This window comes from Morganella sp. EGD-HP17, assembly GCF_000512315.2.
GTDB classification, from domain to species: domain Bacteria; phylum Pseudomonadota; class Gammaproteobacteria; order Enterobacterales; family Enterobacteriaceae; genus Morganella; species Morganella morganii.
Window position 1 is genome coordinate 206,613 of the sequence record NZ_AZRH01000005.1, and the last position, 19,758, is coordinate 226,370.

At 50.9% G+C, this 19,758-nt stretch carries 27 protein-coding genes; 6 read left to right on the forward strand and 21 right to left on the reverse strand.

Features of this window, described 5'->3' with window-relative positions:
* Position 1: 1 nt before the first annotated feature.
* The 10 genes from X965_RS07785 to X965_RS07830 are packed head-to-tail and all read right to left on the reverse strand — an operon-like array spanning position 2 to position 8,128.
* Entirely contained in the window at positions 2-2,464 is a 2,463-nt protein-coding gene (locus X965_RS07785; protein WP_036417636.1) for a hypothetical protein, read from the reverse strand.
* Positions 2,464-3,069, reverse strand: a complete 606-nt coding sequence (locus X965_RS07790) for a hypothetical protein (RefSeq protein WP_036417638.1) — start codon at positions 3,067-3,069, stop codon at positions 2,464-2,466. The genes X965_RS07785 and X965_RS07790 overlap by 1 nt, the downstream gene beginning before the upstream one ends.
* Complete coding sequence (gene gp10, locus X965_RS07795) at positions 3,069-3,380, reverse strand: capsid staple protein (protein ID WP_036417640.1); 312 nt, start codon at positions 3,378-3,380, stop codon at positions 3,069-3,071. The genes X965_RS07790 and gp10 overlap by 1 nt, the downstream gene beginning before the upstream one ends.
* A 49-nt stretch (positions 3,381-3,429) precedes the next feature.
* A complete protein-coding gene (locus X965_RS07800) occupies positions 3,430-3,777 on the reverse strand; it encodes a hypothetical protein (RefSeq protein WP_036417641.1) in 348 nt (115 codons plus the stop codon).
* Positions 3,778-3,785: 8 nt separating this feature from the next.
* A complete protein-coding gene (locus X965_RS07805; protein ID WP_036417642.1) occupies positions 3,786-4,217 on the reverse strand; it encodes a Bbp16 family capsid cement protein in 432 nt (143 codons plus the stop codon).
* 54 nt (positions 4,218-4,271) lie between these two features.
* A complete protein-coding gene (locus X965_RS07810) occupies positions 4,272-5,252 on the reverse strand; it encodes a major capsid protein (RefSeq protein WP_036417644.1) in 981 nt (326 codons plus the stop codon).
* A 13-nt stretch (positions 5,253-5,265) separates the two neighbouring features.
* Positions 5,266-5,928 carry a peptidase gene (locus X965_RS07815; protein ID WP_036417646.1) on the reverse strand — a complete coding sequence of 221 codons (663 nt, stop codon included), beginning with the start codon at positions 5,926-5,928 and terminating at the stop codon, positions 5,266-5,268.
* The gene (locus X965_RS07820) at positions 5,925-6,248 is read right to left on the reverse strand and encodes a hypothetical protein (protein ID WP_046892312.1); all 324 of its coding nucleotides are present in this window, start codon (positions 6,246-6,248) and stop codon (positions 5,925-5,927) included. Before X965_RS07820 ends, X965_RS07815 begins: the two co-directional genes overlap by 4 nt.
* Positions 6,245-7,906 (reverse strand): portal protein, encoded by a 1,662-nt coding sequence (locus X965_RS07825; protein WP_036417648.1) that lies wholly within the window; start codon positions 7,904-7,906, stop codon positions 6,245-6,247. The genes X965_RS07820 and X965_RS07825 overlap by 4 nt, the downstream gene beginning before the upstream one ends.
* 15 nt (positions 7,907-7,921) lie before the next feature.
* Positions 7,922-8,128 carry a hypothetical protein gene (locus X965_RS07830; RefSeq protein WP_004239577.1) on the reverse strand — a complete coding sequence of 69 codons (207 nt, stop codon included), beginning with the start codon at positions 8,126-8,128 and terminating at the stop codon, positions 7,922-7,924.
* 198 nt (positions 8,129-8,326) lie between these two features.
* Between X965_RS07830 and X965_RS07835 the strand changes: the two genes are divergently transcribed.
* Positions 8,327-8,692: a Gp49 family protein gene (locus X965_RS07835; protein ID WP_036417649.1), complete on the forward strand. Its 366-nt coding sequence runs from the start codon at positions 8,327-8,329 to the stop codon at positions 8,690-8,692.
* A gap of 46 nt (positions 8,693-8,738) precedes the next feature.
* Here the strand turns inward: X965_RS07835 and X965_RS07840 are convergent, their stop codons facing one another.
* The 11 genes from X965_RS07840 to X965_RS07890 all read right to left on the reverse strand — a co-directional run bounded on the left by X965_RS07840 (position 8,739) and on the right by X965_RS07890 (position 15,296).
* Positions 8,739-10,223, reverse strand: coding sequence for a hypothetical protein (locus X965_RS07840; RefSeq protein ID WP_036417650.1), 1,485 nt, complete (start codon positions 10,221-10,223; stop codon positions 8,739-8,741).
* Positions 10,223-10,783: a terminase small subunit gene (locus X965_RS07845; RefSeq protein ID WP_024472877.1), complete on the reverse strand. Its 561-nt coding sequence runs from the start codon at positions 10,781-10,783 to the stop codon at positions 10,223-10,225. Before X965_RS07845 ends, X965_RS07840 begins: the two co-directional genes overlap by 1 nt.
* Positions 10,784-11,088: 305 nt before the next feature.
* On the reverse strand, positions 11,089-11,439 hold the full coding sequence (locus X965_RS07850) for a hypothetical protein (RefSeq protein ID WP_036417652.1): 351 nt from the start codon (positions 11,437-11,439) through the stop codon (positions 11,089-11,091).
* The gene (locus tag X965_RS07855) at positions 11,436-11,795 is read right to left on the reverse strand and encodes a phage protein NinX family protein (protein WP_036417654.1); all 360 of its coding nucleotides are present in this window, start codon (positions 11,793-11,795) and stop codon (positions 11,436-11,438) included. The genes X965_RS07850 and X965_RS07855 overlap by 4 nt, the downstream gene beginning before the upstream one ends.
* A 59-nt stretch (positions 11,796-11,854) precedes the next feature.
* Complete coding sequence (locus tag X965_RS07860) at positions 11,855-12,148, reverse strand: hypothetical protein (RefSeq protein ID WP_036417656.1); 294 nt, start codon at positions 12,146-12,148, stop codon at positions 11,855-11,857.
* A 205-nt stretch (positions 12,149-12,353) separates the two neighbouring features.
* Positions 12,354-12,716, reverse strand: a complete 363-nt coding sequence (locus X965_RS07865) for a RusA family crossover junction endodeoxyribonuclease (RefSeq protein WP_036417658.1) — start codon at positions 12,714-12,716, stop codon at positions 12,354-12,356.
* On the reverse strand, positions 12,706-13,128 hold the full coding sequence (locus tag X965_RS07870; protein WP_036417660.1) for a hypothetical protein: 423 nt from the start codon (positions 13,126-13,128) through the stop codon (positions 12,706-12,708). Before X965_RS07870 ends, X965_RS07865 begins: the two co-directional genes overlap by 11 nt.
* A gap of 206 nt (positions 13,129-13,334) precedes the next feature.
* Positions 13,335-13,808, reverse strand: a complete 474-nt coding sequence (locus tag X965_RS07875; protein ID WP_036417662.1) for a replication protein P — start codon at positions 13,806-13,808, stop codon at positions 13,335-13,337.
* Entirely contained in the window at positions 13,777-14,709 is a 933-nt protein-coding gene (locus X965_RS07880; protein WP_036417663.1) for a DnaT-like ssDNA-binding domain-containing protein, read from the reverse strand. Before X965_RS07880 ends, X965_RS07875 begins: the two co-directional genes overlap by 32 nt.
* A 1-nt stretch (position 14,710) precedes the next feature.
* A complete protein-coding gene (locus tag X965_RS07885; RefSeq protein WP_051997324.1) occupies positions 14,711-14,944 on the reverse strand; it encodes a hypothetical protein in 234 nt (77 codons plus the stop codon).
* A 133-nt stretch (positions 14,945-15,077) separates the two neighbouring features.
* The gene (locus X965_RS07890; protein ID WP_036417664.1) at positions 15,078-15,296 is read right to left on the reverse strand and encodes a hypothetical protein; all 219 of its coding nucleotides are present in this window, start codon (positions 15,294-15,296) and stop codon (positions 15,078-15,080) included.
* Positions 15,297-15,427: 131 nt separating this feature from the next.
* Between X965_RS07890 and X965_RS07895 the strand changes: the two genes are divergently transcribed.
* From X965_RS07895 to X965_RS07915, 5 genes are all read left to right on the forward strand, one after another.
* Entirely contained in the window at positions 15,428-16,018 is a 591-nt protein-coding gene (locus tag X965_RS07895; RefSeq protein ID WP_036417666.1) for a helix-turn-helix transcriptional regulator, read from the forward strand.
* Positions 16,019-16,345: 327 nt separating this feature from the next.
* A complete protein-coding gene (locus tag X965_RS19530) occupies positions 16,346-16,504 on the forward strand; it encodes a hypothetical protein (protein ID WP_172794082.1) in 159 nt (52 codons plus the stop codon).
* Positions 16,488-18,185 (forward strand): PD-(D/E)XK nuclease-like domain-containing protein, encoded by a 1,698-nt coding sequence (locus X965_RS07905; protein WP_036417671.1) that lies wholly within the window; start codon positions 16,488-16,490, stop codon positions 18,183-18,185. Before X965_RS19530 ends, X965_RS07905 begins: the two co-directional genes overlap by 17 nt.
* Before the next feature lie 93 nt (positions 18,186-18,278).
* On the forward strand, positions 18,279-19,286 hold the full coding sequence (locus X965_RS07910) for a RecT family recombinase (protein WP_371257982.1): 1,008 nt from the start codon (positions 18,279-18,281) through the stop codon (positions 19,284-19,286).
* Between the two features lie 88 nt (positions 19,287-19,374).
* Positions 19,375-19,635, forward strand: coding sequence for an AlpA family transcriptional regulator (locus X965_RS07915; protein WP_072144566.1), 261 nt, complete (start codon positions 19,375-19,377; stop codon positions 19,633-19,635).
* The last annotated feature ends 123 nt before the right edge of the window (positions 19,636-19,758 follow it).

Sequence of the window (19,758 nt, forward strand, 5' to 3'; positions counted from 1 at the left end):
GTTAAAACCCTCCGACATCAAGACGCGGGATAACCGCGAGAATGGACAGCGGCAGCGGGTCTTCCTGCCGGATAAAGACGCGCCCGTTTTTGCTCCAGTTGGAATCCAGATTGATTTCCACAATGCCGGTCGCGTCATCAACAGGGTTGTCGTAATACTCAAACTCACGCTGAGGGTATTCATACAGGTGGTCTTTGTCGGTACCAGCCCACACGCCACGGCTGGAATTAACGATAAGACTGGCAACCTTTACCAGTTTCTTTTTATCCAGCAGCGTTTCCTGCCCGTTAATATGAATGTCCAGCGTTTCCAGTTCGCTGGTGACCGGCAGGCCGATATGCACCACTACTGACGGCGTGTCGATTTCCACCCGCTCACCGGAGACAACAACCGGCGGCGCGACATTGGCATCTGCCAGCACACTCACGGTTTTTCCTTCCAGGTGCCCGATACCGGTAAAGAATTTACGGGCAAAGCCCCATGCCACGGTCATTGTGCTGCGTAACGCTGGTGGCACGTTACGGTTAGGTGACACCGTAACCTCTTTATTATTAATGACTTCAACAATGCGACATTTCAGTATTTTATGCTCATCGTCCTCGGTGTAATCAATGTGGATCTCGTTCCCGATGTCACTCTCTTTGAACACGTTGTCAGCCAGCACAGACAGGCGGTATTCTTCCTGATATGACCAGTCGTCAGTACCGCCGGTAATAACGACGGTTTTATCCGGATCTGCATTACGACCGTCATAACTCAGGCCGGAGTCCACAAAGAACGCATCTTCCGTTCTGGTGAATAACCTGCTCGCCAGACGTTCGACATAACGAACCGTCTTTTTGCCGGTCTTGCGCTTCACCACGAAGTACACCGCATCTTCCGTGCCCTCGCTGATGGTACAGACAGATTCAAATTCACCATCAGTATGTTGCGGCGCCCAGGCGAAAACCTGCTGTTCACGCAGATAAGTTAACGCCAGCAGTTCGCCGTCATCCCGGACACACCAGGCAACGGAATAAGGAACAGTCGAGAAAGCCCAGTCAACAATCTGGTGCTTCTGGAACAGGTGATTGGCGAGAATGGTTAAGTCTGTGCCCTGATACCCGTCCACATCGAATGAATACGCCAAATCACGGACAGCGCTGCCTTTTTCCTGCACATACAGCGCAATGTTCGCCACGGCAATCGGCGGCAGATTACTGGATCCGTTGGCACCTTGTGACGACATAGAGAAACTGGCCGGGGTGAGTACCTTATTCTGATCACCGGTAACCTGATATTCTCCGCCGGAGGTCAGCGCCACCAACGAACCGACGTCAATAAGGTGGCGAATTTCATTCACCTGCCGCCCGGCATAGGTGTAGATAATGCGGTCGTCATCCTGAATAGGGTTACTGCGCCCGAAGTCTTTATAATCGCCGCTGCGGCTGGCCCATATGGTTTGTGGTTGAGAACGGGATCCGGCAAAGAACAGGCGCTGCTGGTAATAGGTAACGGTACTCGGATAGCCCAGCTCTTTATTCCAGGCTGCCCGCGCCCATTTGTGGCTGGCATTAGCCTCTGTGACAGCGTTGGACGGCAGATAAGAAATCACTTTACCGGTAGCGGTTTTACCGTCACTGCCGACAGATTCAATTTTGACAATACCGAACCCGCTGTGCAGGTATTCCCACTGAATGCCGTTATCACCGCCCCACCCGTCCCAACTCATGCCCTCGGTGTGAGACGGACGCAGCGTACCGGTTTTACCGGCGGTATTGGCACGGTAATAGTGACTGCCGGCACGACGCTGATCGTTCACTGCAGTTTCTTTATCTGTTTCCCACACCGGAACTTCATCAACAGCACGCTGTTCCAGGTAAAACTGTTTTCCCACCTGTTCACCGCCGAAGATATTGTGTGTCGCTGTCAGCGTTACTGTGCCGGTACTTGCACTGGCGTACACTTTGATCACCTTGTCGGTGTTAATGTCTTCAAACGGGCCGTTCTTTGTCTCCACTTCCGCCAGCCGCCAGTCATCGTGATCGTAACGCTGTAATTCCATCGGTGGGTGATCAGTGTGAACGATGGTCATTACGTCAGCAGACTGCGTAAATTTCAGGGTAAACAGTTCAGATTCTGTATACGGTGTCGCCAGTTCAAACACTTCACCTTTGTGCTCACCATCGGCATACAGCACCTGACCGCCGTCTTTGAACACGCGGATATACCGATCGCCGAACTCCAGCGCATAGGTTTGAACCGTACTGAACTGAAACGGGATCAGGCGGCATTTTTTGTCACCGTATTTAGCTGCGGCAATGAAACGGGTACCCGGGCGGTTTTCTGCTCCACCGTACTGCCGGACAATGAAATTGCGGCACTTACGCAATGCTGTGGCGTACTTCGCCATGTCGACGCGCCCGTATAAACTCGGGGCCATTTCGCCGCCGGAGAATGACGGCTGAATAATACTGTAGGCCATTACGATAACCTCGCTGCGGTAAACTCATCCATGTAATCGACCGGCTCTGACGATTCCCCGAGGGAGTGCGCCGCCGCACCGGCAATCGTCATCTGGTAAAGTTGCAGAGCCTCATTACCGATACCGGCATTCGGTGCCAGAGGCCGCGCCAGTTCAGCAGCCAGACGCCACGCCAGCGCATCTTTAAACAGCGCGTCATACATGTTGACGTCTGTCACGCGGGCGGTGTATTGCAGCCACGCCTCCGGCTGATCGGTATAAATCAGCTTCCCGGTACCTTCTTCATCAGCACCAACCTGAAAATGAATCGCGGTATCAGGGCGGTGATACTTTTCTCCTGGACGGATAATAGAAATGGCTTTCATGCAGTCCGTAGGATAGCGGTAGGCATATTTCCATTCAGGCGGCGGATTATTGGTATCCGCCAGCGCCACGCGCTTAACAGCAAAGTTCCAGGGGAAGTCTGACAGTACCGCATCGCGGCACTGCTCATAGTGCAGGCTGCACTGATTGGCCTCTTTGCTGGCCTCGGTCATGCTGTTGATAGATCGGCTGTTACCGATGCGGCTGAGCGCGATATTGCAGATTTCGATTTCTGAGGCCACTATTCACCTCCATCAAACAGCACATCAGCCGCTGTTTTTTCACTGCCGGATCCCAGCGCCATATCGGTTATCTGAAGCTCTACGTAAACAGACTTCTTTCCTTCGCGTTCATTGACGGATTTCGACAGAACTTTAGCCACGCCATGCAGCTCAATGCTTTCACCAACATCCGGCACAGCGGTGCCGAGTTTTTCTATCGTGTCGTTATCCAGAGAAATGCGCAGGCCATACGGGTATTCATCACGGGTTTCTTTCTTGCCGCTGGCGTTCTCGTAGGTTTCAGTGCTGGTTTTAAGGTTGACCATTTTCATTGTCTGTCTCCAATAAAAAAGGGGCTTTCGCCCCCTTTTGAATCGGGGGTTAAACCCCAAGCTCTTTACGTTTCGCGTCAATATCTGCGCGGAGTTTTTCGGCACCGGCATTGTGATGAGGTTTCTTACCAAACAGCTGCTGGTACTGATCCTGCAGCGCGGCCAGTTCATTATCTGCGCCGCCATCACCACCGTAGGCTCCGGTACCACCTTCACCGCTGCCATCACCACTGTGATTATCGTTACCGGCATTGGTATCTTCATTCACCGCTACACGCTCACCGGTTTCAATCAGCAGCAGGTTGCTCCCCGCCATGCCGTCGAACTCAATTTCCTCACCCGGATAAAGCAGGCGGCCATTGATAAAGGATTTCTTCAATACTTTATATCGTGACATGTCACACCTTAATTACTGACAGCTTCATAGACCGGATGAGCATCCACATTCAGGATAATGCCTGATGTGAACTTACCCGCCGTTAACGGGCCATCACCCACGATGTACTGGAGACGCAGGAATTTAAGACTGCCCTGCGGCACTTTGGCCACAATGCGCTTACCGGCATTCAGTGATGCAATCGGCATAGCCTCAGACAGAAAAATAGCCTTAGCATCAGAGAATGCTTTATCAGACGCGGTTTCCAGTTTGATCTGCACCGTGGCATCACCGGCGGCTTTTGCCTGCTCTGTCACCTGCGCGAACAGTTCAAGCGGCTCACCGATACCGATATCACGGAAATCATTACGCAGCGGGCCGAGGTCGATAATGCTGGTACCGGCAGCTGATACAGTAACCGCCTGATCGACGGAGAACATCGTTTCTTTATCTAAAATCATTGTGTTACCCCTGTTAAAAGGTTGCCGGAGGCTGATGCCATCCGGCATACGCGGTTACTTAACCTGACTTTCGGTAGTCAGAATGGAATCTACGCGACGCACCGGGATCTCATCGAACGACACCACCTTCTTACCAGCCACTTCCTGCATGGAGATATTGACGTTCTTGGAGTTTTTAATCTGGCGGCGCATCCAGCTACGGATAGCCTGATTGCAGTAGATTGCCGGGCGACCCATTGCGAGGTTAGGGATCTTCTCAATCGCCTGAATCAGCAGATCTGGCAGGTCGAGCGAATCGGCTGCTTCCGGGTCTTTCTTCAGTTTGCTGATGTCGATATTGGCAATGCGGACCACATAGCGCCAGTCACGGACAGTCAGGCCGTTTTTCCACTGGAAATGAGTGCGATAACCTTCGTACTTCCCGCCGTTCTCATCTTCCAGCGTCACCTGACCTTTGTGTTCCTGCTGCAGGCCAGACTTAGAGCCTTTCGGGAACAGGCCATGAACGGTATTTTCACCCCATACTACCAACCAGATGGAGGTCAGATTGCTGCCAGTACCACCGGCATCAATGATGTTTACCCCGTTCTTCGCGGCCAGACTGTTGAAACGGGCAGACAGCCCCGTAAAGCGCTGCGGATGTACCGTGGTATCACCGTAGATCAGTGTTTCTGCCATTTCTTGGTTCATCGACTCCAGAAACGCCAGTGACTCAGAGAGTAAAAACTCCGCAGTCTGACCGTTCAAATCAGCCAGTTCTTTATCCACTTCGGAATAAGTTTCCAGCATCCCGACCGTATCAGTAACCTGTGCGGTGGTTGATTTACTTGGCGGTACACCATAGTTCAGCATGCGCCACGTTGCAGACGGCAGGCCGGTACGCACTGTAGTGCGATGTCCGGTTGCCTGGTTAGCTTCGACAAAAAGCATATCGTCGAGGATCTCGTTGGTCTGATTCAGCAGTTCGACAATTTTCGCCTGTTTGCTGTCAGGGCCTTGTCGTTTAGCCCAGTCAAGTAGCGTAAGTGCTGGCATGGTTTCCCCTTAATTATCCGAATAACACATCAGCGGCACTCTTCGTGCCGCCGCTATTGCCAGTGACAAGACCGTCCTCTGACATGGCTTTGCCGATATTGGCAAAAATACGCACCAGCTCCGGATGATTTCCGAGGCCGGTTTCGTTCAAATACTGTTTCAGTTCAGGTGAGCCGAACTTATCCATGGCTTTCTGCGCTGCGCCAATGGAAGCATCGGTACCGAGGTCTTTATCTGCCTTAACCTGCTCAGCCCACTGTTCGATCTGCTGCTGCCACTGTGCCGCCTGCTGCTCAACCAGCTTCGGCATAATTTTGCTGCCATACACATCCACCAGCTTTTGCGCCTGCTCGTTGCTCAGGTTCAGCTCTTTGGCGATCGGCTCAAAGGCTTTTACTGCTTCGGCATCCAGCTCCTGACCGTCTGCGGCTTTGAATTCATACTTTTCCGGGGCCGCTACAGCGGGTTTACCGGGATCGGCTTTCGGATCTTTGGCCGGTGGCTCAGCACCTTTATTCTGCTCATTACCCGCAGGAGTACCGCCGTTATCCGCTGATGATGTATCCGCGCCAGCTTGTGCGTTATCTGCGCCTGTAGCCGCTCCGCCATTGTCACCACCCTCCGCGTTCTGCTCTTCACACAAGCGACGCATCATTAAGCGCTGCCATAAGTTCATGATTGTTTCTCCTGTTGTTTTGCGGCTTCATCAGCCATCAGTGCATAGAGTTCAGGGCAGACACGATGAAGCCCTTCAAACATCTGTAAACCAAAGTTCCGGCAGCCCTCTTTAAAGGCTGTCAGATACGGGTCTGCTGAGAAAGATGAGCCAAACACATTGCTTTCACCCAGTAACCGCCACATAAACCGGCGGCCTTCCTCTGTTGACATAACTGATTTCAGGTCATCATCAGCGCGTTTCTGTTGCTCGCGCTGTGCAATATCGTGTGCGGCCTGTTCCTGCGGGGTGAGCAGATAGGTTTCCGGTGCGTCTGTCACTGACCACCTCCGGCCAGCGCTGCCAGTGCGCTGTTATCATCCATCGGTGTATTACCCAGCGCCTGAGCGCCACCGACAGCGGCCTGCGCCATCTGCATCTGTTGTGCCATGGCCTGCTGCTGAGCGCGGTTTTCACGGATCTGCGCCACCTGTTCATTGGTTGCCACCACGGACGGCGGAACACCGATTGATGCGGCGTAGGCGTCGATAGTTTCGTCCACGTTGATTTTGTCCAGGGCATCCGGTTTGAACTGACCTATGCCGCTGGTGAAGCCGATGAAACGCTCAATGCTGCTGACGCCGATCGCTTTCTGCGCCTGCGCCATCACTGAGATATATTCGACTTTCAGCTGCATACCCTGCATCTCATCCGGCGGTACCGGCAGCAGGTTGTTCTCAGCCATTACGCTGAACGTGCGGTTAATCAGCTTATCCAGCAGCTCAGAATCCAGACGCTGTAATACCGGCCCCAGCATCAGCAGTTTTTCTTCCCGCATTTCTGCCACGGCCTCAACCGGCATTGAACGGGTATTCACAGTCTGCATCATGCGGAACAGGTCAACGAAATAGGCGTGGTCGATAATCTGGCGGGTGTCCTGGATATCTTCCAGCAGGCCGTTGGTACCGTTAGCAGGGATCTGGAACAGTGGTTTGATCTGGTTGTTCACGTCCGCCATCGGCAGATAGTTAATCCCGCCGGGGATGGTCGAAATTCGCTGGCTTTTGATAGAGGCCGGAGCCTGTAACGGCGGGTTGGTGATTTTGTCGATCATCTGCGCTTTGCGGCGCTGCAGCAGCTGCAGGGCTTTCACGCTGCCGAGTGCCACCATGCCGGGACAGGATGAACCGTAAACGTCCTCCCCGTTCACTTCCCAGCGTGGTGCCATGATCGGGAATTCATCGTAACCGGATTCACGTAACAACTTGTCGTCAGTGCTGTTGGCCTCGTAATAAATGGACTTGTACGCCTTGTGTTTCGCTTCCAGTTTGCCGGTCTGGCGGTCAAGGTTCGGATAAACGGCGTGAACCACATTCACCCACTGCCCGTATTGACCGCTGTTCCACTGTGATTTCACTGTATCGCTGGCAGCATCCATACCGAACTCAGTGATCACCTGACGCACTGTCATGCTGAATTCACGGACGGCAGTATCGACACTCAGATCCGCGCCGTTGGCAATGTAAAAGCTGCCGGTCGGAAACGGTACTGTACGGATCACCCTCTGCGGGTCGGCAACAACAGCCATTGCACCGGTGGCGAACGTGCCTAAATCCTCGTACATCAGCGGCAATGACTGGTATAGGTTGGAGCGGTTAAACACTTCGTTCATCCGCTGCTCGACGGTTTCCAGCCAGAGTTTTACCGGCCCGTAGTCCATCAGGTCACGGTCAGGTGTCGCCAGACGGAACCACGGACGCGCCGGGCTGGTAATGCCGGACATCATGCCGCTGGATAAGGTACGCGCCGCCATGACGGCAGCAGGATCAATAATCTTGCTGTTGCGACGATCGCCACGGTTAACTTCCGAGGCGGTAAAACGGGTACTGCGCGGACGGGTGAAATCAGACAGCTCACGCCAGTGCGGCTCAAAAGAGAGACGCTCATCTTTGAGCTGAGAGAGTTGTTTATTTAACTGCTGTTTCAGGCTGTCTGACATTATCCGCCCCTGTGATTACTGGCCTAACAACGTTTTACCGCTGGTGGACGCGGCACCGGTGGCCCCCTGCGATCCGGTCAGCATGGTTGACTTACGGCCTGATGCTGCACGGCGGCGGCGCATTTCTTCATCACGGCTGCTGGTTACAGCTTCGTCCTGCTCCTGTGGTGCTGCCTGAACCGGTGGCGGCGTACTGATTTTCGGCTTACTGAATCCACACATATCCACACCTCAATAAAATAAACATAATTACTTTATATGGATTGTATATCATGTTAATTGACATTTAAAATAAACATGACTAACATTTTGTTTATCACTCAGCCGTGATCCTTTTTACCCTCCATAACAGGTGTTGCCAGTGCTACAGCTTTTGCCCTCTTCGTGAGGGCATTTTTTTAACAATAGACAGGTGAAATTATGAACAACCCAGATATTGAAACAGAGATTCAGATGAAAGGTAAAACCGCTCCGCGAGTTACTCCGGCGCACATTGAAAGCCTGATTACCAGCGAGCACTATTTCACCGCTGCTGATGGCGTTTCTGGGCTATATTCCGCAAAAGTACAGCGCTACCCTGATGATGCATCGGTACCACCAGCGCTTAATTTACTGACATTTTGTGTTCTTGTTCTGAAAAACGGTTTTACGGTAACCGGGGAATCAGCCTGTGCCAGTCCTGAAAACTTCGATGCAGAGATCGGTCAGAAGATTGCCAGACAGAATGCCGTAAATAAAATCTGGCTGCTGGAAGGTTATCTGCTAAAACAGAAATTAAGTGAATAATGTCGCGGTGACATATCACAGTAAGCCCGCCGGTGTGCGGGCTTTTTTATGCGTAGGGATCGTAATCATTGTCGGCCACAACTGAGCCGTGAGAAATGTTCTGTTTGAATTGCGGGTCTTTTTTGGTGACCGGATAAGCAAATGTCAGCGCCAGCGCATCACCTTTGCCCGGAGAACGGCCGATACGCTTTTTGATATCGTCTTTGGATTCCAGCAGTATTTTTCCGTCCAGGCGGACTTTGTATTCCGCAGCAGATAAATCGTCAGCGGTTTCCTGGTCGTCCAATGCCCCGCCAATCTTAAGCCACGTTTTAGCGCTGTTATACATCTCACCGCGCTTGTTAGCCATCTGCGGATCAGTCGATGAACCGTTGAACTGCACCAACTGCCAGTCTCGCCCCCAGTTCATGCCAACAGAATAAATACCGGTACCGTAACCGAAATCGATATGCACAGCATCCGCCTGGAGGCTGTCTTCAAAGTCAGCAATACGTTTCGCCATGATCACATCATCAGTGGTTTTGGCACCTGACCATAAAAACTTACAATGCAGCCCCTGCCGCATGTAGATCACCGCATCATCAGCGCCGGAATAGGCGGGGTCAACGCCGATGATTACCGGGGCGTGAGCCACCTCAGCGGCGGTTACCGTCCGTTTCATGGCAGCATCGGTAAGGCCGGTCGGTATAAACTGCGTTTCAGAGGCTGACGGAAAGATGCCGCGCACACGGATTTTGAAGAAGTCACTGTCTTCCCCCATATCTTCTTCCCACTTTTTTATCTGCTCTTTGTTGGTTCCCTCCACAGTCCGGCTATCTATCTGCTTTGTGCGCCAGCGGTGTTTAAACTTGCGGAAGCACTCGCGGAAGCGCCCAGTGTTACGGGTCGGGTTACCAAACGCAATCCAGATAATTTCCGTGTTCTCATCCGTCAGCGCCCCCTCTGCTACTTCCCATACCAGATCGGCAATATTGGATGCCTCATCGAATACCAGAATGATGCGCTTGCCCTGGTTGTGCAGCCCGGCGAATGCCTCGGTGTTGTTCTCTGACCACGGTACGGCATCTGCCCGCCATGCGTTGGTGTGGTTCGGGTCGTTGGAATAGATAGCGGTCTTGGTGCAGGTGAACCAGTCGCGGGTGATGGAAAGACGCTGCCACTTGGCAATCTCAGGCCATGTTTTGGTTCGCAGCTGGTTTTCGGTGTTGGCGGTGACCACGACTTTGCAATCTTCGCAGGTATCCATGCCCCACTTAATCACCATGGAAATGAATGCTGATTTACCGATACCGTGCCCGGATGCGCGAGCCAGCAGCAGCGGCTGATGCCGGGTGTCCGGATTACGCAGATGCTGGCCGATTTCACCCAGTGCCTCTGCCTGCCACTGACGCGGACCGCCGGCCGCTTCCAGTTCGGTACCCGCCTCACCCCACGGAAATGCATAAAGCGCATAACTGAGCGGGTCATGTGTGAACATGGCGATATCATCAATCAACTGTTCTTCCGGTGACGTGGCGGCGGTATCGGTCATTACTCAATACCCTCTGCTGCCCGTTTACGTGCCGCTGCCAGTTTATCCGCCAGCGAGATATTGACGTCCACCTGTACGCGCTCCCGGAATGCATTGATATCGACGTGCTTACCGATGAGTTCCAGCACCTTGAGTTTGTCCAGGAGTTTCACTTTTTTCAGGCGGGTATCGCCATCTATGTCAATGATATCGAATGCGGCCACCGATTTACGCCAGACCGGCGACCATTCACTGATGGGCTTGATATCACCTTTCTCATTGAGTATGTCCGCGATATCCGCGTCCAGCATATCCACCAGCCGCTTAAGCACGGTGTCGGCGCTCATCTTGGTGCGCTTGTTCCGCTGCTGCATAAGCTGGGCGATACGTTCCTGAATACGGGGATCTGCCATCAGTACCGATGCACGCTTACAGGCACTACCGGGAGCGTACCCGGCAGCAATGGCGGCATCAGTCTGATTATCAGGCGCTTTGAGATATTCCTGACAGAAACGCTCCATCTGAGCGTTCAGCGGTGTGGGCTTTCGTGCTGGTGGTTTGCGTGGTCTTTTGATGGTCATGATGATTACCTCTTTGTTTATTATGACCAACTAAAAGATAACATTCAAACCCGTAAAGTGTTTTGAACTACCTGAAAATCTTCGGTAGTTGGATTTCCCGCTATGGGAATCCACATAACGGAACAATATCAGGTAGTTAGTCAGTGTCACCCTCACGCATGAGGGAATCAACACGGTGTAATTACACCAGATTAAACCCATTCGAATTCGTCAAAACCTTCAAACTCATCAAGCATGACAGCCTCATAAAATAATTAAATATCAGTTTGTTATAAATCGCGTCAACCAAATTTCAGTTTTACCTGCTATTTGTCAACCACCCCGAGTTTAAGCTCATGCCACCCTCTGGTGTTCCAGCATTCAGCATCACCGGACAGGCAGCACTCGGCAACCGGCAACGCCTCACCACACTTACCACAGCAGCGCTGTGATAACTCCGCAATCTCACGCTTAAGCCGCGCATCATCGTTGCGTATCAGCATCTGGATATACTCGGCTTCGTCGTATGGTTCACGACCGGCGCGGCGCAGAGCGCAGTTACGCTTGATCATCTCATGTTCTTCGGCCTCAATCTGCCACTGCGGGGTTACCATGCCAGCGCTACGCTGGCGTTTACGCTGTGCGGCTTTGCGTTCGGCGGGGGATTTGGCTGTCATTTCAGCAGTTCCTCAGGCACACGAACCTCACGCCCCATCTTCACCGCCACGACAGCACGGCATATTGCGATACGCGGTGTATCACCGTCTTCATAGCCATCCTGCACGTAATTACAGGATGCAGACCAGACCATGCGCCCGCCCCATTGCTCATCCGGGATCAGTTCATTTACAAGCTCAATAGAATATTTCTCGACAAATTCACCACAGATAACCCACGACCCAGACGGCACGTAAACGCATTTATTGGCATCAACGATATACTCAGCGCCTATTTCAACCTGCATACCCATAGCCTGCGCCACAGCCCAATCCAGTGCCCGGCCTGAAAGCTCACTCGTTTTTACGGTTTTCATCACTCCTCCGGTGGTTAATTTTTTAATTAATATCCCCGTGACATGTCACGATTGTTTATTTATCTGAACAGACCAAATTCCCAATTCAGGTTATTCAGACACTCCCTGTCTTGATTGAAGCAGTAATCCCACATCTCCTGGTCTTTGTACTCTCTGACCAACTGCCAGCACCAGCCGCCATCGTGTTTAACCCGTCTTACTTTCCTGATTTCGACATCATCACAATCAAATATAACGCCACCGCCAGAACCTAAATGAGCGCGTAAAACGTCAAGCTCCACACTGATAACCCGGAACAACTTCGGCATCGGTTTAATGCCATTGTGGAAATCATCTATTTTTGGATATTTCATTGTGTTACATCTCCCACATCATCAATGAGGTCGCAGCAATGCACCCAGCGCCTCACATAATCATTAATAATCCGGTGTTGATACCTCAGAAAAATCGACACATAACAGCATGATTTTTAACTCATAACTTATTACCGATATCATTCACCAATAAAATAACCCGCTCACAAACTTACCCGATGGTAATAAGTTCACGATTCCGCCATTATTCCGGCAACCTTACCGTTATCTTCCCGGTCTCACCCCAAAGCTTTGATGCCCTGCCGTCCCATACGCGACAATCTTCACCAAATACCGCATCTAACAACGCCTTTTCAAAGTTATCCTTATCCGGTCTCTGCTGGTGTGGCTGTCCATTCATGGCGGCTCGTTTTTTCTTGCTCCACGATTTGGGCATGGGTACTGTAAAAATGACGTGATAACCACACTCAGGAAGCGTTAATCCGCGCAATCTGACTTCATCCTTAAACGCCCAGTAGCGCACTGTTTCAGGGCGTTTCTGCCACTTGTCCCGCTGTGTCATGCGCGGCTTTGGCACCGGCGTGATATCGAACTCGTTAACCTGCATTGTTCCTGGCCTTTTTCAGTAGTGAATCAAACAGTTTTTGCATCCGTGCTGGTTCGCCGTACTGCTCAATCGGCTGGCGCACTCTCGGCTTTCGCTCTGTCACCCGGGGTTTAGCTGCCGTTTCCTCGCTGCGCTCATGGCTGCGCCTGAGAGCTTTAGCGATATTCTCGCGCCGGGTCTGCTCCTGATTCTCAAGCCCTTCCCGGTGGTCATACCGAAGCCAGTGGACGAAGTTGTATGAGTTTCTTTTGCGCCCTATCACATTCCAGCGATACAGCTGGTCGAGCGCATACCGTACTGCAGATATTCCGACCTTCCGGTTGTGGTCATTCCTGATGGCGACCACCAGCTGCATGGCAGTGAGATCCGGCTTATCCGCAAGAACCCGCACGATGTAGTCCTGAACCCGCATATAGCCCCCATGGTAATTACCTTATAGGTAAATATAACCATATTGTTTATCTTTTCAAGAATAAAAATACCAATATGCCGCATGCGGTTAAAACGCACTGTATCGAATTCTGAGAGACTTTTAAAACCACATCATGAAAACGTACTGACCACATAGTTAAAACCTCGCTCCGTTGCGCTGGCTTACGATTTTGATGATTCATGCACTCAGGCAGATCGTTGTTTCTTTCTTTCGAGCATTTCCATCCATGCCGGAGACGGACGGGTTTTATCTTCCACACGCAGAACCGGACGGGGTATCGGCTCACCTTTGGCTACACGGTCAGCCCACTGCCGGATCATCTTCGCCAGGCGCTTTTCAACCTCAGGCTCAGTCAGCCGCAGGTCATGAACCTTGTTTCTCAGGTCAGTGAAGATCCAGTACTGCACCGGGTGCCGGAACGGGTACATCTCAGCACTGCTGTAATAACCCCGCTTCGCCATGTATTTATTAAAATCACGCAACATGTCGTCAAACGGGATCCCGAATGCGTTTGAGTCCACCAGCTTATCCGACAGCATCACAATCACGTCAGACAGTTCAGGCGGCCACGTATTGCCGTTCATGCAGCGATCGAGGCAGAACGTGAATATCATCTCAAACTGGTCATCACTCAATCCGGCGGTCGCTCGCTTCCACATCGATGACGGTTCCGCCCCGTTCTTGCCCGTCCACTTGTCCCCATACAGCTCGGTCATCCTCAGCCAGAGAGTCGAGATATTCCTGCCCGTATTTTTTCCGGATCCCATGCTCGACGAGTTGTACCGCTCTGGATTTCCCGCTGGATGGGTTAAATTTAAATTCTGAGTCATCGGTGTGTCCTCCGCTCTGTTTCGGTTGTTTCATGCGCTGCTGATGAATGCTCTTTGCGAAGGCCATTTCCCACTGTGCGTGGTGTTTGGCTTTCCCTTCCGCCTGCCAGTACGTGATGAACTCGGCCAGTTCTTCTGGCCGGTACGGCTCATTCAGTATCACTCCCCACTGTGCCGCCTTGCGGCTGAAATCCGGATCCGGCTGCCAGTGACCGGTCATGACGAATTTACCCGGATAATCTGACCAGTTCCCTGCCGGTGGATCTTCCTCCTCAGGAGCAGGAATGAAATTTTCTGCGCGCGCGTCAGAGAGAGTTGTTTTTATATTCCTTTCCTTTCCCTTCCCTTCCCTTCCGGGTGGTAGTTCTCCGGTATCACTACCGTAGTCTTCCGGTATTAAATCCATCTCTTTGATTTTACTTATTGTTTTCTTATTAATTACCTGGTGTTTTGTAAAATTAATGATCAGCCCGAAGCGCTTACCATTTTGTGCAGAAAACAGGCGTATATAACCGCAGTTGGAAAGCTCCTGTAGTAATACCGGAATACTACCGGAGGGTTCACGTAGCGGAAAAACAGCCGCCTTAATCAGTTTCGGGTTAGCATTAAAATACCCCTCATCGTCAGCATAATTTAATAGCCCGATAGCCAGTAAACAGGCAGCTTCTGATACCTCTGCCATGTCCTCATCCGTCCAGAATGTTGGCTTGATGGTTCTTATACGAGCCATATCACCCCCTGAATTCACTCTCATGAATGCGCCCATCTGTTTTATTCAGTTCCTTTGCCAGTTTCAGTAACCGGTTCATTTCCTTTCGGTACTCCGTAGAATGCATAGCCGCACACACTACACATGCGCCGGTGCTGGTATAGCGTTCAGCATCGTGGCCGTTTTTACATGGCTTACCCGTATAAAACCGGACAAGCCCATTAAGAACCGCTGTTTTTCTGTTGATAACTTCCATACGTCCCTCTTAACCAAGTTGTTTAAGAAGTAAGATAGAGAATCATAAAAAATAAATCAACCCTAAATGAATGATTGTTTATCGCACATAACCAGAAAATAAAAAGGCCGCACAAAGCGGCCTCATATGTTCATCACTCGAAGAACCGTATCAGCTCTTCCATTGTTACCGCTGCACCGTGTTCAGTGCATGCCTGGTGTAATCGCCTGATAGTTTTCAGTCCCGGCTGCCTGCGGGCATAGCTCAGGTGTGTCCTGATATAACCGACAGTTACCCCGGCTTTCTCTGCGAACGCAACACGATCTTCTTTGTTAAGACCATTCCAGAATGCCTGAAAATTGAAATCTTCCATATTTTTCCTGTTCTATCGGTAACCATTCTGCCGATAATAGCAAACGTGGTCATTTACCAACAAGGTCATGATTCTGTTTAATGTCAGAATCAGATAAACATTTACGAATACATTTTAATCAGGCAACCCATATGAAAAACATCAATGAGATAAGGAGAGATAACCTCATCTTCATTCTGGAAAAGTATTACGACGGCAGACAGAAAGCGCTGGCCGATGCGCTGGGGTTCGCTCCGAACATCATTTCCCGCTATCTTTCTTCATTCGATTTGAAAAGCCACCGTAATATCAGTGACGCGGTTGCCCGGAAGATAGAGCACGTCACTCGAGTGCAAAAATACTGGATGGATACCGACCATTACAACCGGCCGGCAGAAAGCGCCGACGATATCTATTCACCGACGGAGATCGGCGCAATACTGGCAGATAACATCAGTACCTTTATGCTGACAGACGGTGTGAAGTCACAGACTCAGCTGTCTGTCAGAAGCGGGCTGGGGCAATCAACGATTAACCGTATCGTGAAGAATGAAACCAGTGCCACCGTGGACAGCGTGGACTCCATTGCCAAGGCACTTGGCCGTAAAGCCTATGAGCTGCTGATCCCGTCCAATGATACCGATGTCATTAAGTATGACCAGAAACGGTATGCTGCACTGTCACCGGCAGAGAAAGAACAGATCCAGGACTTTATAGAGTTCATCATAAATAAAAGCCGGTAATAAAATCATGCAGATGTGAAATCAGCCAGCCTCGAGCTGGCTTTTTTTCGTCGTGATAATGATCATATTGTTTATTTTTTATTGTTTTTTATTGTTGACAACGTTCAGGTACGGGTTATTATTCATATCAAGTTGACCACATTGGTCATGCTCTTTAACAATCGAGACTGCAACACAAACCCTAATTCTGATGCAGCAGAATGTCCTTGCTAACCCGTAGAACCGGAACGCGGGATCGGAACGTGAAAAATTACATGAACTGGCGACAACCGCCGGTTTTGCTATACGCCAAAACATAACCAAATGGTTTATTTAATGGTGAATAAAATGAAATTTTTTATTCTCAACGGCCTGCACGTTTTTATCGTGTGCGGCAAGCAACAGCAGTTTAAATCATTCAGTGCTGGCATTGAGTGGGCTTTCACCACCAAAACCGCCGCACGGACGGATCAACTTATAGGTGAGCACAATGGCAACGACCAATAAAGAACGTATGGATGCTAATTTAGCCGCGGCGATAATGATGGCCAGCGGCGAGGCATGCATTGATATAGCAAAAGCAACGACAGATCTGATTGCCCGTATCAACGGCGATAAATCGAACCAGGTACTGGAGAAATACGACAACATTATTTTCCGTGTCGGCCTCGCTGCCACATCATCAACCTGCTTACAGTCACTGCAGGATGAGCAATGCATTGAAGCGCTGGCACACGTCATCAGAAATATGGATAAGTACCCGGCCACCAGCGATAAAAAGCAGTATTTTGAATCGCTGTGTGGTGCCGTTGATCATTCTGCTGCAAAAAATGATAAACAAACCGTTTATCAACAGGATGAGGTGATGACCGATAATGACTGTAAGGCTGCCACAGAAGCGCCACATTTTGAGCCGGGCCGCTATCCTGATATCCCTAACGAAACGTATCACGCATCGAACGGCATCAGCAGCACCATGCTGAAAGATGCGCGGATCAGCCTGATGTATTACCGGCGCCGCCACATCACGAAAGTGATTCAGCGTGAACGCTCTGAGGCGCTGGATTTCGGCAACCTGTTTCATACCCTGGTACTGGAGCCGGAAAAGCTGGACACGGAATTCAGCCTGCCGCCGGTTATCCCGGCTGATGCACTGACCAACACCGAATCCATGAAGAAATGGATTGAGAGTTATAACGCCTGGCTGGCGCCAGTGATGAGCAACGACGAGCTGAAAGCAGAGATTGAGGCACATAACGCCACGCTGCCGCAGCCGTTATCTCTGTCCGGTAACGCTGAAGAAATCGGCTCTCTCTATGTTTCTCTGCCTGATGCTTTCCGCACCATTCCGGAACATGAAAAGCACACCGCCGCGGCAATGAAAGCCTGTATCAAGACGTTCAATAATACCCTGCCGGTACCGCTGAAAACATCCGGCGGACGTATCGACATGATTCGGGAGCTGGAAGAAATAAATCCTGAGCTGGTGGAAGCAGAACGCAATAAGCCGGATCCGCTGATTACCTCCGGTAAGAAAGAAGACCTTATCGCCAGAATCAAAGGCGTATCACCGGAAACTGTTTTCGCTGATGAATTAATGCAGGCATGGCAGGCAGATGAATCACGTATCCGTATCACTGGTGATCAGTTAAAGCTCGGCAAAGCCATGCAGGAAGCTGTCTACCAGCACCCTGAAATCAGGCCGCTGATTAATCATCCGGGCCGCGCCGTGGAAGTCAGTTATTACGGTATTGATGAAGATACCGGGCTGGAAGTCCGCGTCCGGCCAGACCTTGAAATATCCACCTCGGACAGCCGTATCGGGTTCGACCTGAAATCGGTATCACTCGGACGTTTCAAGCAGGATGCAATCGAGGCCATGATCCGCCGGGAAATACTCAACCGCGATTATCACGTCAGTGCTGCCATGTACTGCGATATTGCCGAACTCGAACAGTTCTTCTGGATCTTCGTCAACAAAGACGAAAATTACAACTGGGTCGCGGTAGTCGAAGCTTCGCCGGATTTACTGGAACTCGGCCGCCTGGAATACAAAAAGACACTGCGCGATATCCGCCAGGCTATGGACACCGATGTATGGCCGGGACCGGTCACCACCACACTCACTATCGGCCTGAACGATTTCGATATGCGCCGCCTGGAATCGCTGCAAATGGACGCCGCATAACACTCACCCTATTTTATGCCCGGCAATAGCCGGGCCGGAGATTTCACTATGTCAGAAGTAACAACTGTTCAAACCAATACACCGCCGACCGTTATGAATAACACCTCATTGCTGATGAATCCGGATTCAATGGATCGCCTGATGCGCCTTGCCGAGTTAATGGCGTCCGGCACCGTGACGGTACCGAAACATTTACAGGGTAAACCCTCTGATTGCCTGGCAATAACAATGCAGTCGGTCCGCTGGGGTATGGATCCCTACGTTGTCGGTCAGAAGACCCATGTTATTAACGGCACACTCGGTTACGAAGCTCAACTGGTCAATGCCGCAATCACAAGCTCAACCGCTATTGATGGCCGGTTCCATTACCGCTACGGCGGCGAATGGGAAAAAATTGTCGGTAAAAAAGACAAAAACCGCGATGAGTCTGGCCTCTATGTTGAAGTTGGCGCGGTGCTGCGTGGTGACAGTGAAATAACCTGGGGTGAGCCGGTTTATCTGGCTGATGTCCAGACGCGCAACTCACCACTCTGGACAAATATGCCAAAGCAGCAGATCGCCTATCTGGCAATAAAATACTGGTCACGCCTGTATTGCCCAGAAGTGATTATGGGTGTTTACACACCTGATGAGATTCAGGAACGCGCCATGAAAGACGTCACCCCGCCGAAAGAGCGCGTAACACTCAGTGAACTATCCCACCAGCAGGAAGAACCACAACAGCCGGAACCGGTAAAAGAAGTCACCGGTGAACTGGTTGAAGAATTCGACGCTGAGAAAATCCGCCGTGCTATCGATACCGCCGAAACACTGGATGCCGTGAAAGATATCCGTAGCCGGATTGATGAAGGCAAAAAGGCAATGGGTATCACCCTGTTTACTGAACTGAAAAACAAAGCGATTCAGGCATATCACGTTATCGATTCACGCAATCTCCTGGAAGCAGAGATCAATTCTCTGCCGGAACCCGGCACACCGGAAGCCGCAGAAGCATTTCAGAAAGTGGAACAGCTGCTGAATGCCCGTAAAACGAAGCTCGGCGCTGAACTGTATGAGCAATTCAGTATGACGCTGAGTGATATGAAGCCTGAATATCAGTAATACGTTAAAGGATAACCACCAGCACAAGGACGTGTGCCGATTTAAGGAAAATATGATGACAACGTGCAGAGAGTATAACGGGATTTTGATGGATCCAAACGATAGGCTGATCGACTTCAAGATGGTGGCCTATTTAACAGGGCTGTCTCGCTCAACGATTTGGAAATTAGAAAACAATGGTGATTTCCCTGAGCGAATTACTTTATCAAAACGGTCAATCCGCTGGATTGAAAGTGAAGTTATGCAGTGGGTTAGCGTCCGTATGAGAATGCCCATTGAGCAAGACGACTCTATTCATAAAGCGCGAGCCAAAAGGATGGAAAAACTTGAACAACAGCGCGCGCTTTAATATCGCTGATGTGATTCTGTCACCGCACGGGATCGCACTCTGGTGCGCTATCAGCGGTGTTATCTGCGTGATTGATGGTGACACCCAGCAGCTGATTATATCCCCTTCTGATAACCCCACCGT

Excerpts from the sequence above, each read along its gene's own strand:
- X965_RS07850 (WP_036417652.1), bottom strand. The coding sequence starts at position 11,439 with ATGACAGCCAAATCCCCCGCCGAACGCAAAGCCGCACAGCGTAAACGC.
- X965_RS19530 (WP_172794082.1), top strand. The coding sequence starts at position 16,346 with ATGAAATTTTTTATTCTCAACGGCCTGCACGTTTTTATCGTGTGCGGC.
- X965_RS07825 (WP_036417648.1), bottom strand. The coding sequence starts at position 7,906 with ATGTCAGACAGCCTGAAACAGCAGTTAAATAAACAACTCTCTCAGCTC.
- X965_RS07815 (WP_036417646.1), bottom strand. The coding sequence starts at position 5,928 with ATGAACTTATGGCAGCGCTTAATGATGCGTCGCTTGTGTGAAGAGCAG.
- X965_RS07830 (WP_004239577.1), bottom strand. The coding sequence starts at position 8,128 with ATGTGTGGATTCAGTAAGCCGAAAATCAGTACGCCGCCACCGGTTCAG.
- X965_RS07910 (WP_371257982.1), top strand. The coding sequence starts at position 18,279 with ATGAATAACACCTCATTGCTGATGAATCCGGATTCAATGGATCGCCTG.
- X965_RS07870 (WP_036417660.1), bottom strand. The coding sequence starts at position 13,128 with ATGCGGGTTCAGGACTACATCGTGCGGGTTCTTGCGGATAAGCCGGAT.
- X965_RS07835 (WP_036417649.1), top strand. The coding sequence starts at position 8,327 with ATGAACAACCCAGATATTGAAACAGAGATTCAGATGAAAGGTAAAACC.
- X965_RS07865 (WP_036417658.1), bottom strand. The coding sequence starts at position 12,716 with ATGCAGGTTAACGAGTTCGATATCACGCCGGTGCCAAAGCCGCGCATG.
- X965_RS07885 (WP_051997324.1), bottom strand. The coding sequence starts at position 14,944 with ATGGAAGTTATCAACAGAAAAACAGCGGTTCTTAATGGGCTTGTCCGG.
- X965_RS07860 (WP_036417656.1), bottom strand. The coding sequence starts at position 12,148 with ATGAAATATCCAAAAATAGATGATTTCCACAATGGCATTAAACCGATG.
- X965_RS07880 (WP_036417663.1), bottom strand. The coding sequence starts at position 14,709 with ATGGCTCGTATAAGAACCATCAAGCCAACATTCTGGACGGATGAGGAC.
- X965_RS07805 (WP_036417642.1), bottom strand. The coding sequence starts at position 4,217 with ATGATTTTAGATAAAGAAACGATGTTCTCCGTCGATCAGGCGGTTACT.
- X965_RS07785 (WP_036417636.1), bottom strand. The coding sequence starts at position 2,464 with ATGGCCTACAGTATTATTCAGCCGTCATTCTCCGGCGGCGAAATGGCC.
- X965_RS07840 (WP_036417650.1), bottom strand. The coding sequence starts at position 10,223 with ATGACCGATACCGCCGCCACGTCACCGGAAGAACAGTTGATTGATGAT.
- X965_RS07890 (WP_036417664.1), bottom strand. The coding sequence starts at position 15,296 with ATGGAAGATTTCAATTTTCAGGCATTCTGGAATGGTCTTAACAAAGAA.
- X965_RS07855 (WP_036417654.1), bottom strand. The coding sequence starts at position 11,795 with ATGAAAACCGTAAAAACGAGTGAGCTTTCAGGCCGGGCACTGGATTGG.
- X965_RS07845 (WP_024472877.1), bottom strand. The coding sequence starts at position 10,783 with ATGACCATCAAAAGACCACGCAAACCACCAGCACGAAAGCCCACACCG.
- X965_RS07875 (WP_036417662.1), bottom strand. The coding sequence starts at position 13,808 with ATGTGGAAGCGAGCGACCGCCGGATTGAGTGATGACCAGTTTGAGATG.
- X965_RS07810 (WP_036417644.1), bottom strand. The coding sequence starts at position 5,252 with ATGCCAGCACTTACGCTACTTGACTGGGCTAAACGACAAGGCCCTGAC.
- X965_RS07915 (WP_072144566.1), top strand. The coding sequence starts at position 19,375 with ATGGATCCAAACGATAGGCTGATCGACTTCAAGATGGTGGCCTATTTA.
- X965_RS07895 (WP_036417666.1), top strand. The coding sequence starts at position 15,428 with ATGAAAAACATCAATGAGATAAGGAGAGATAACCTCATCTTCATTCTG.
- X965_RS07905 (WP_036417671.1), top strand. The coding sequence starts at position 16,488 with ATGGCAACGACCAATAAAGAACGTATGGATGCTAATTTAGCCGCGGCG.
- X965_RS07800 (WP_036417641.1), bottom strand. The coding sequence starts at position 3,777 with ATGTCACGATATAAAGTATTGAAGAAATCCTTTATCAATGGCCGCCTG.
- gp10 (WP_036417640.1), bottom strand. The coding sequence starts at position 3,380 with ATGAAAATGGTCAACCTTAAAACCAGCACTGAAACCTACGAGAACGCC.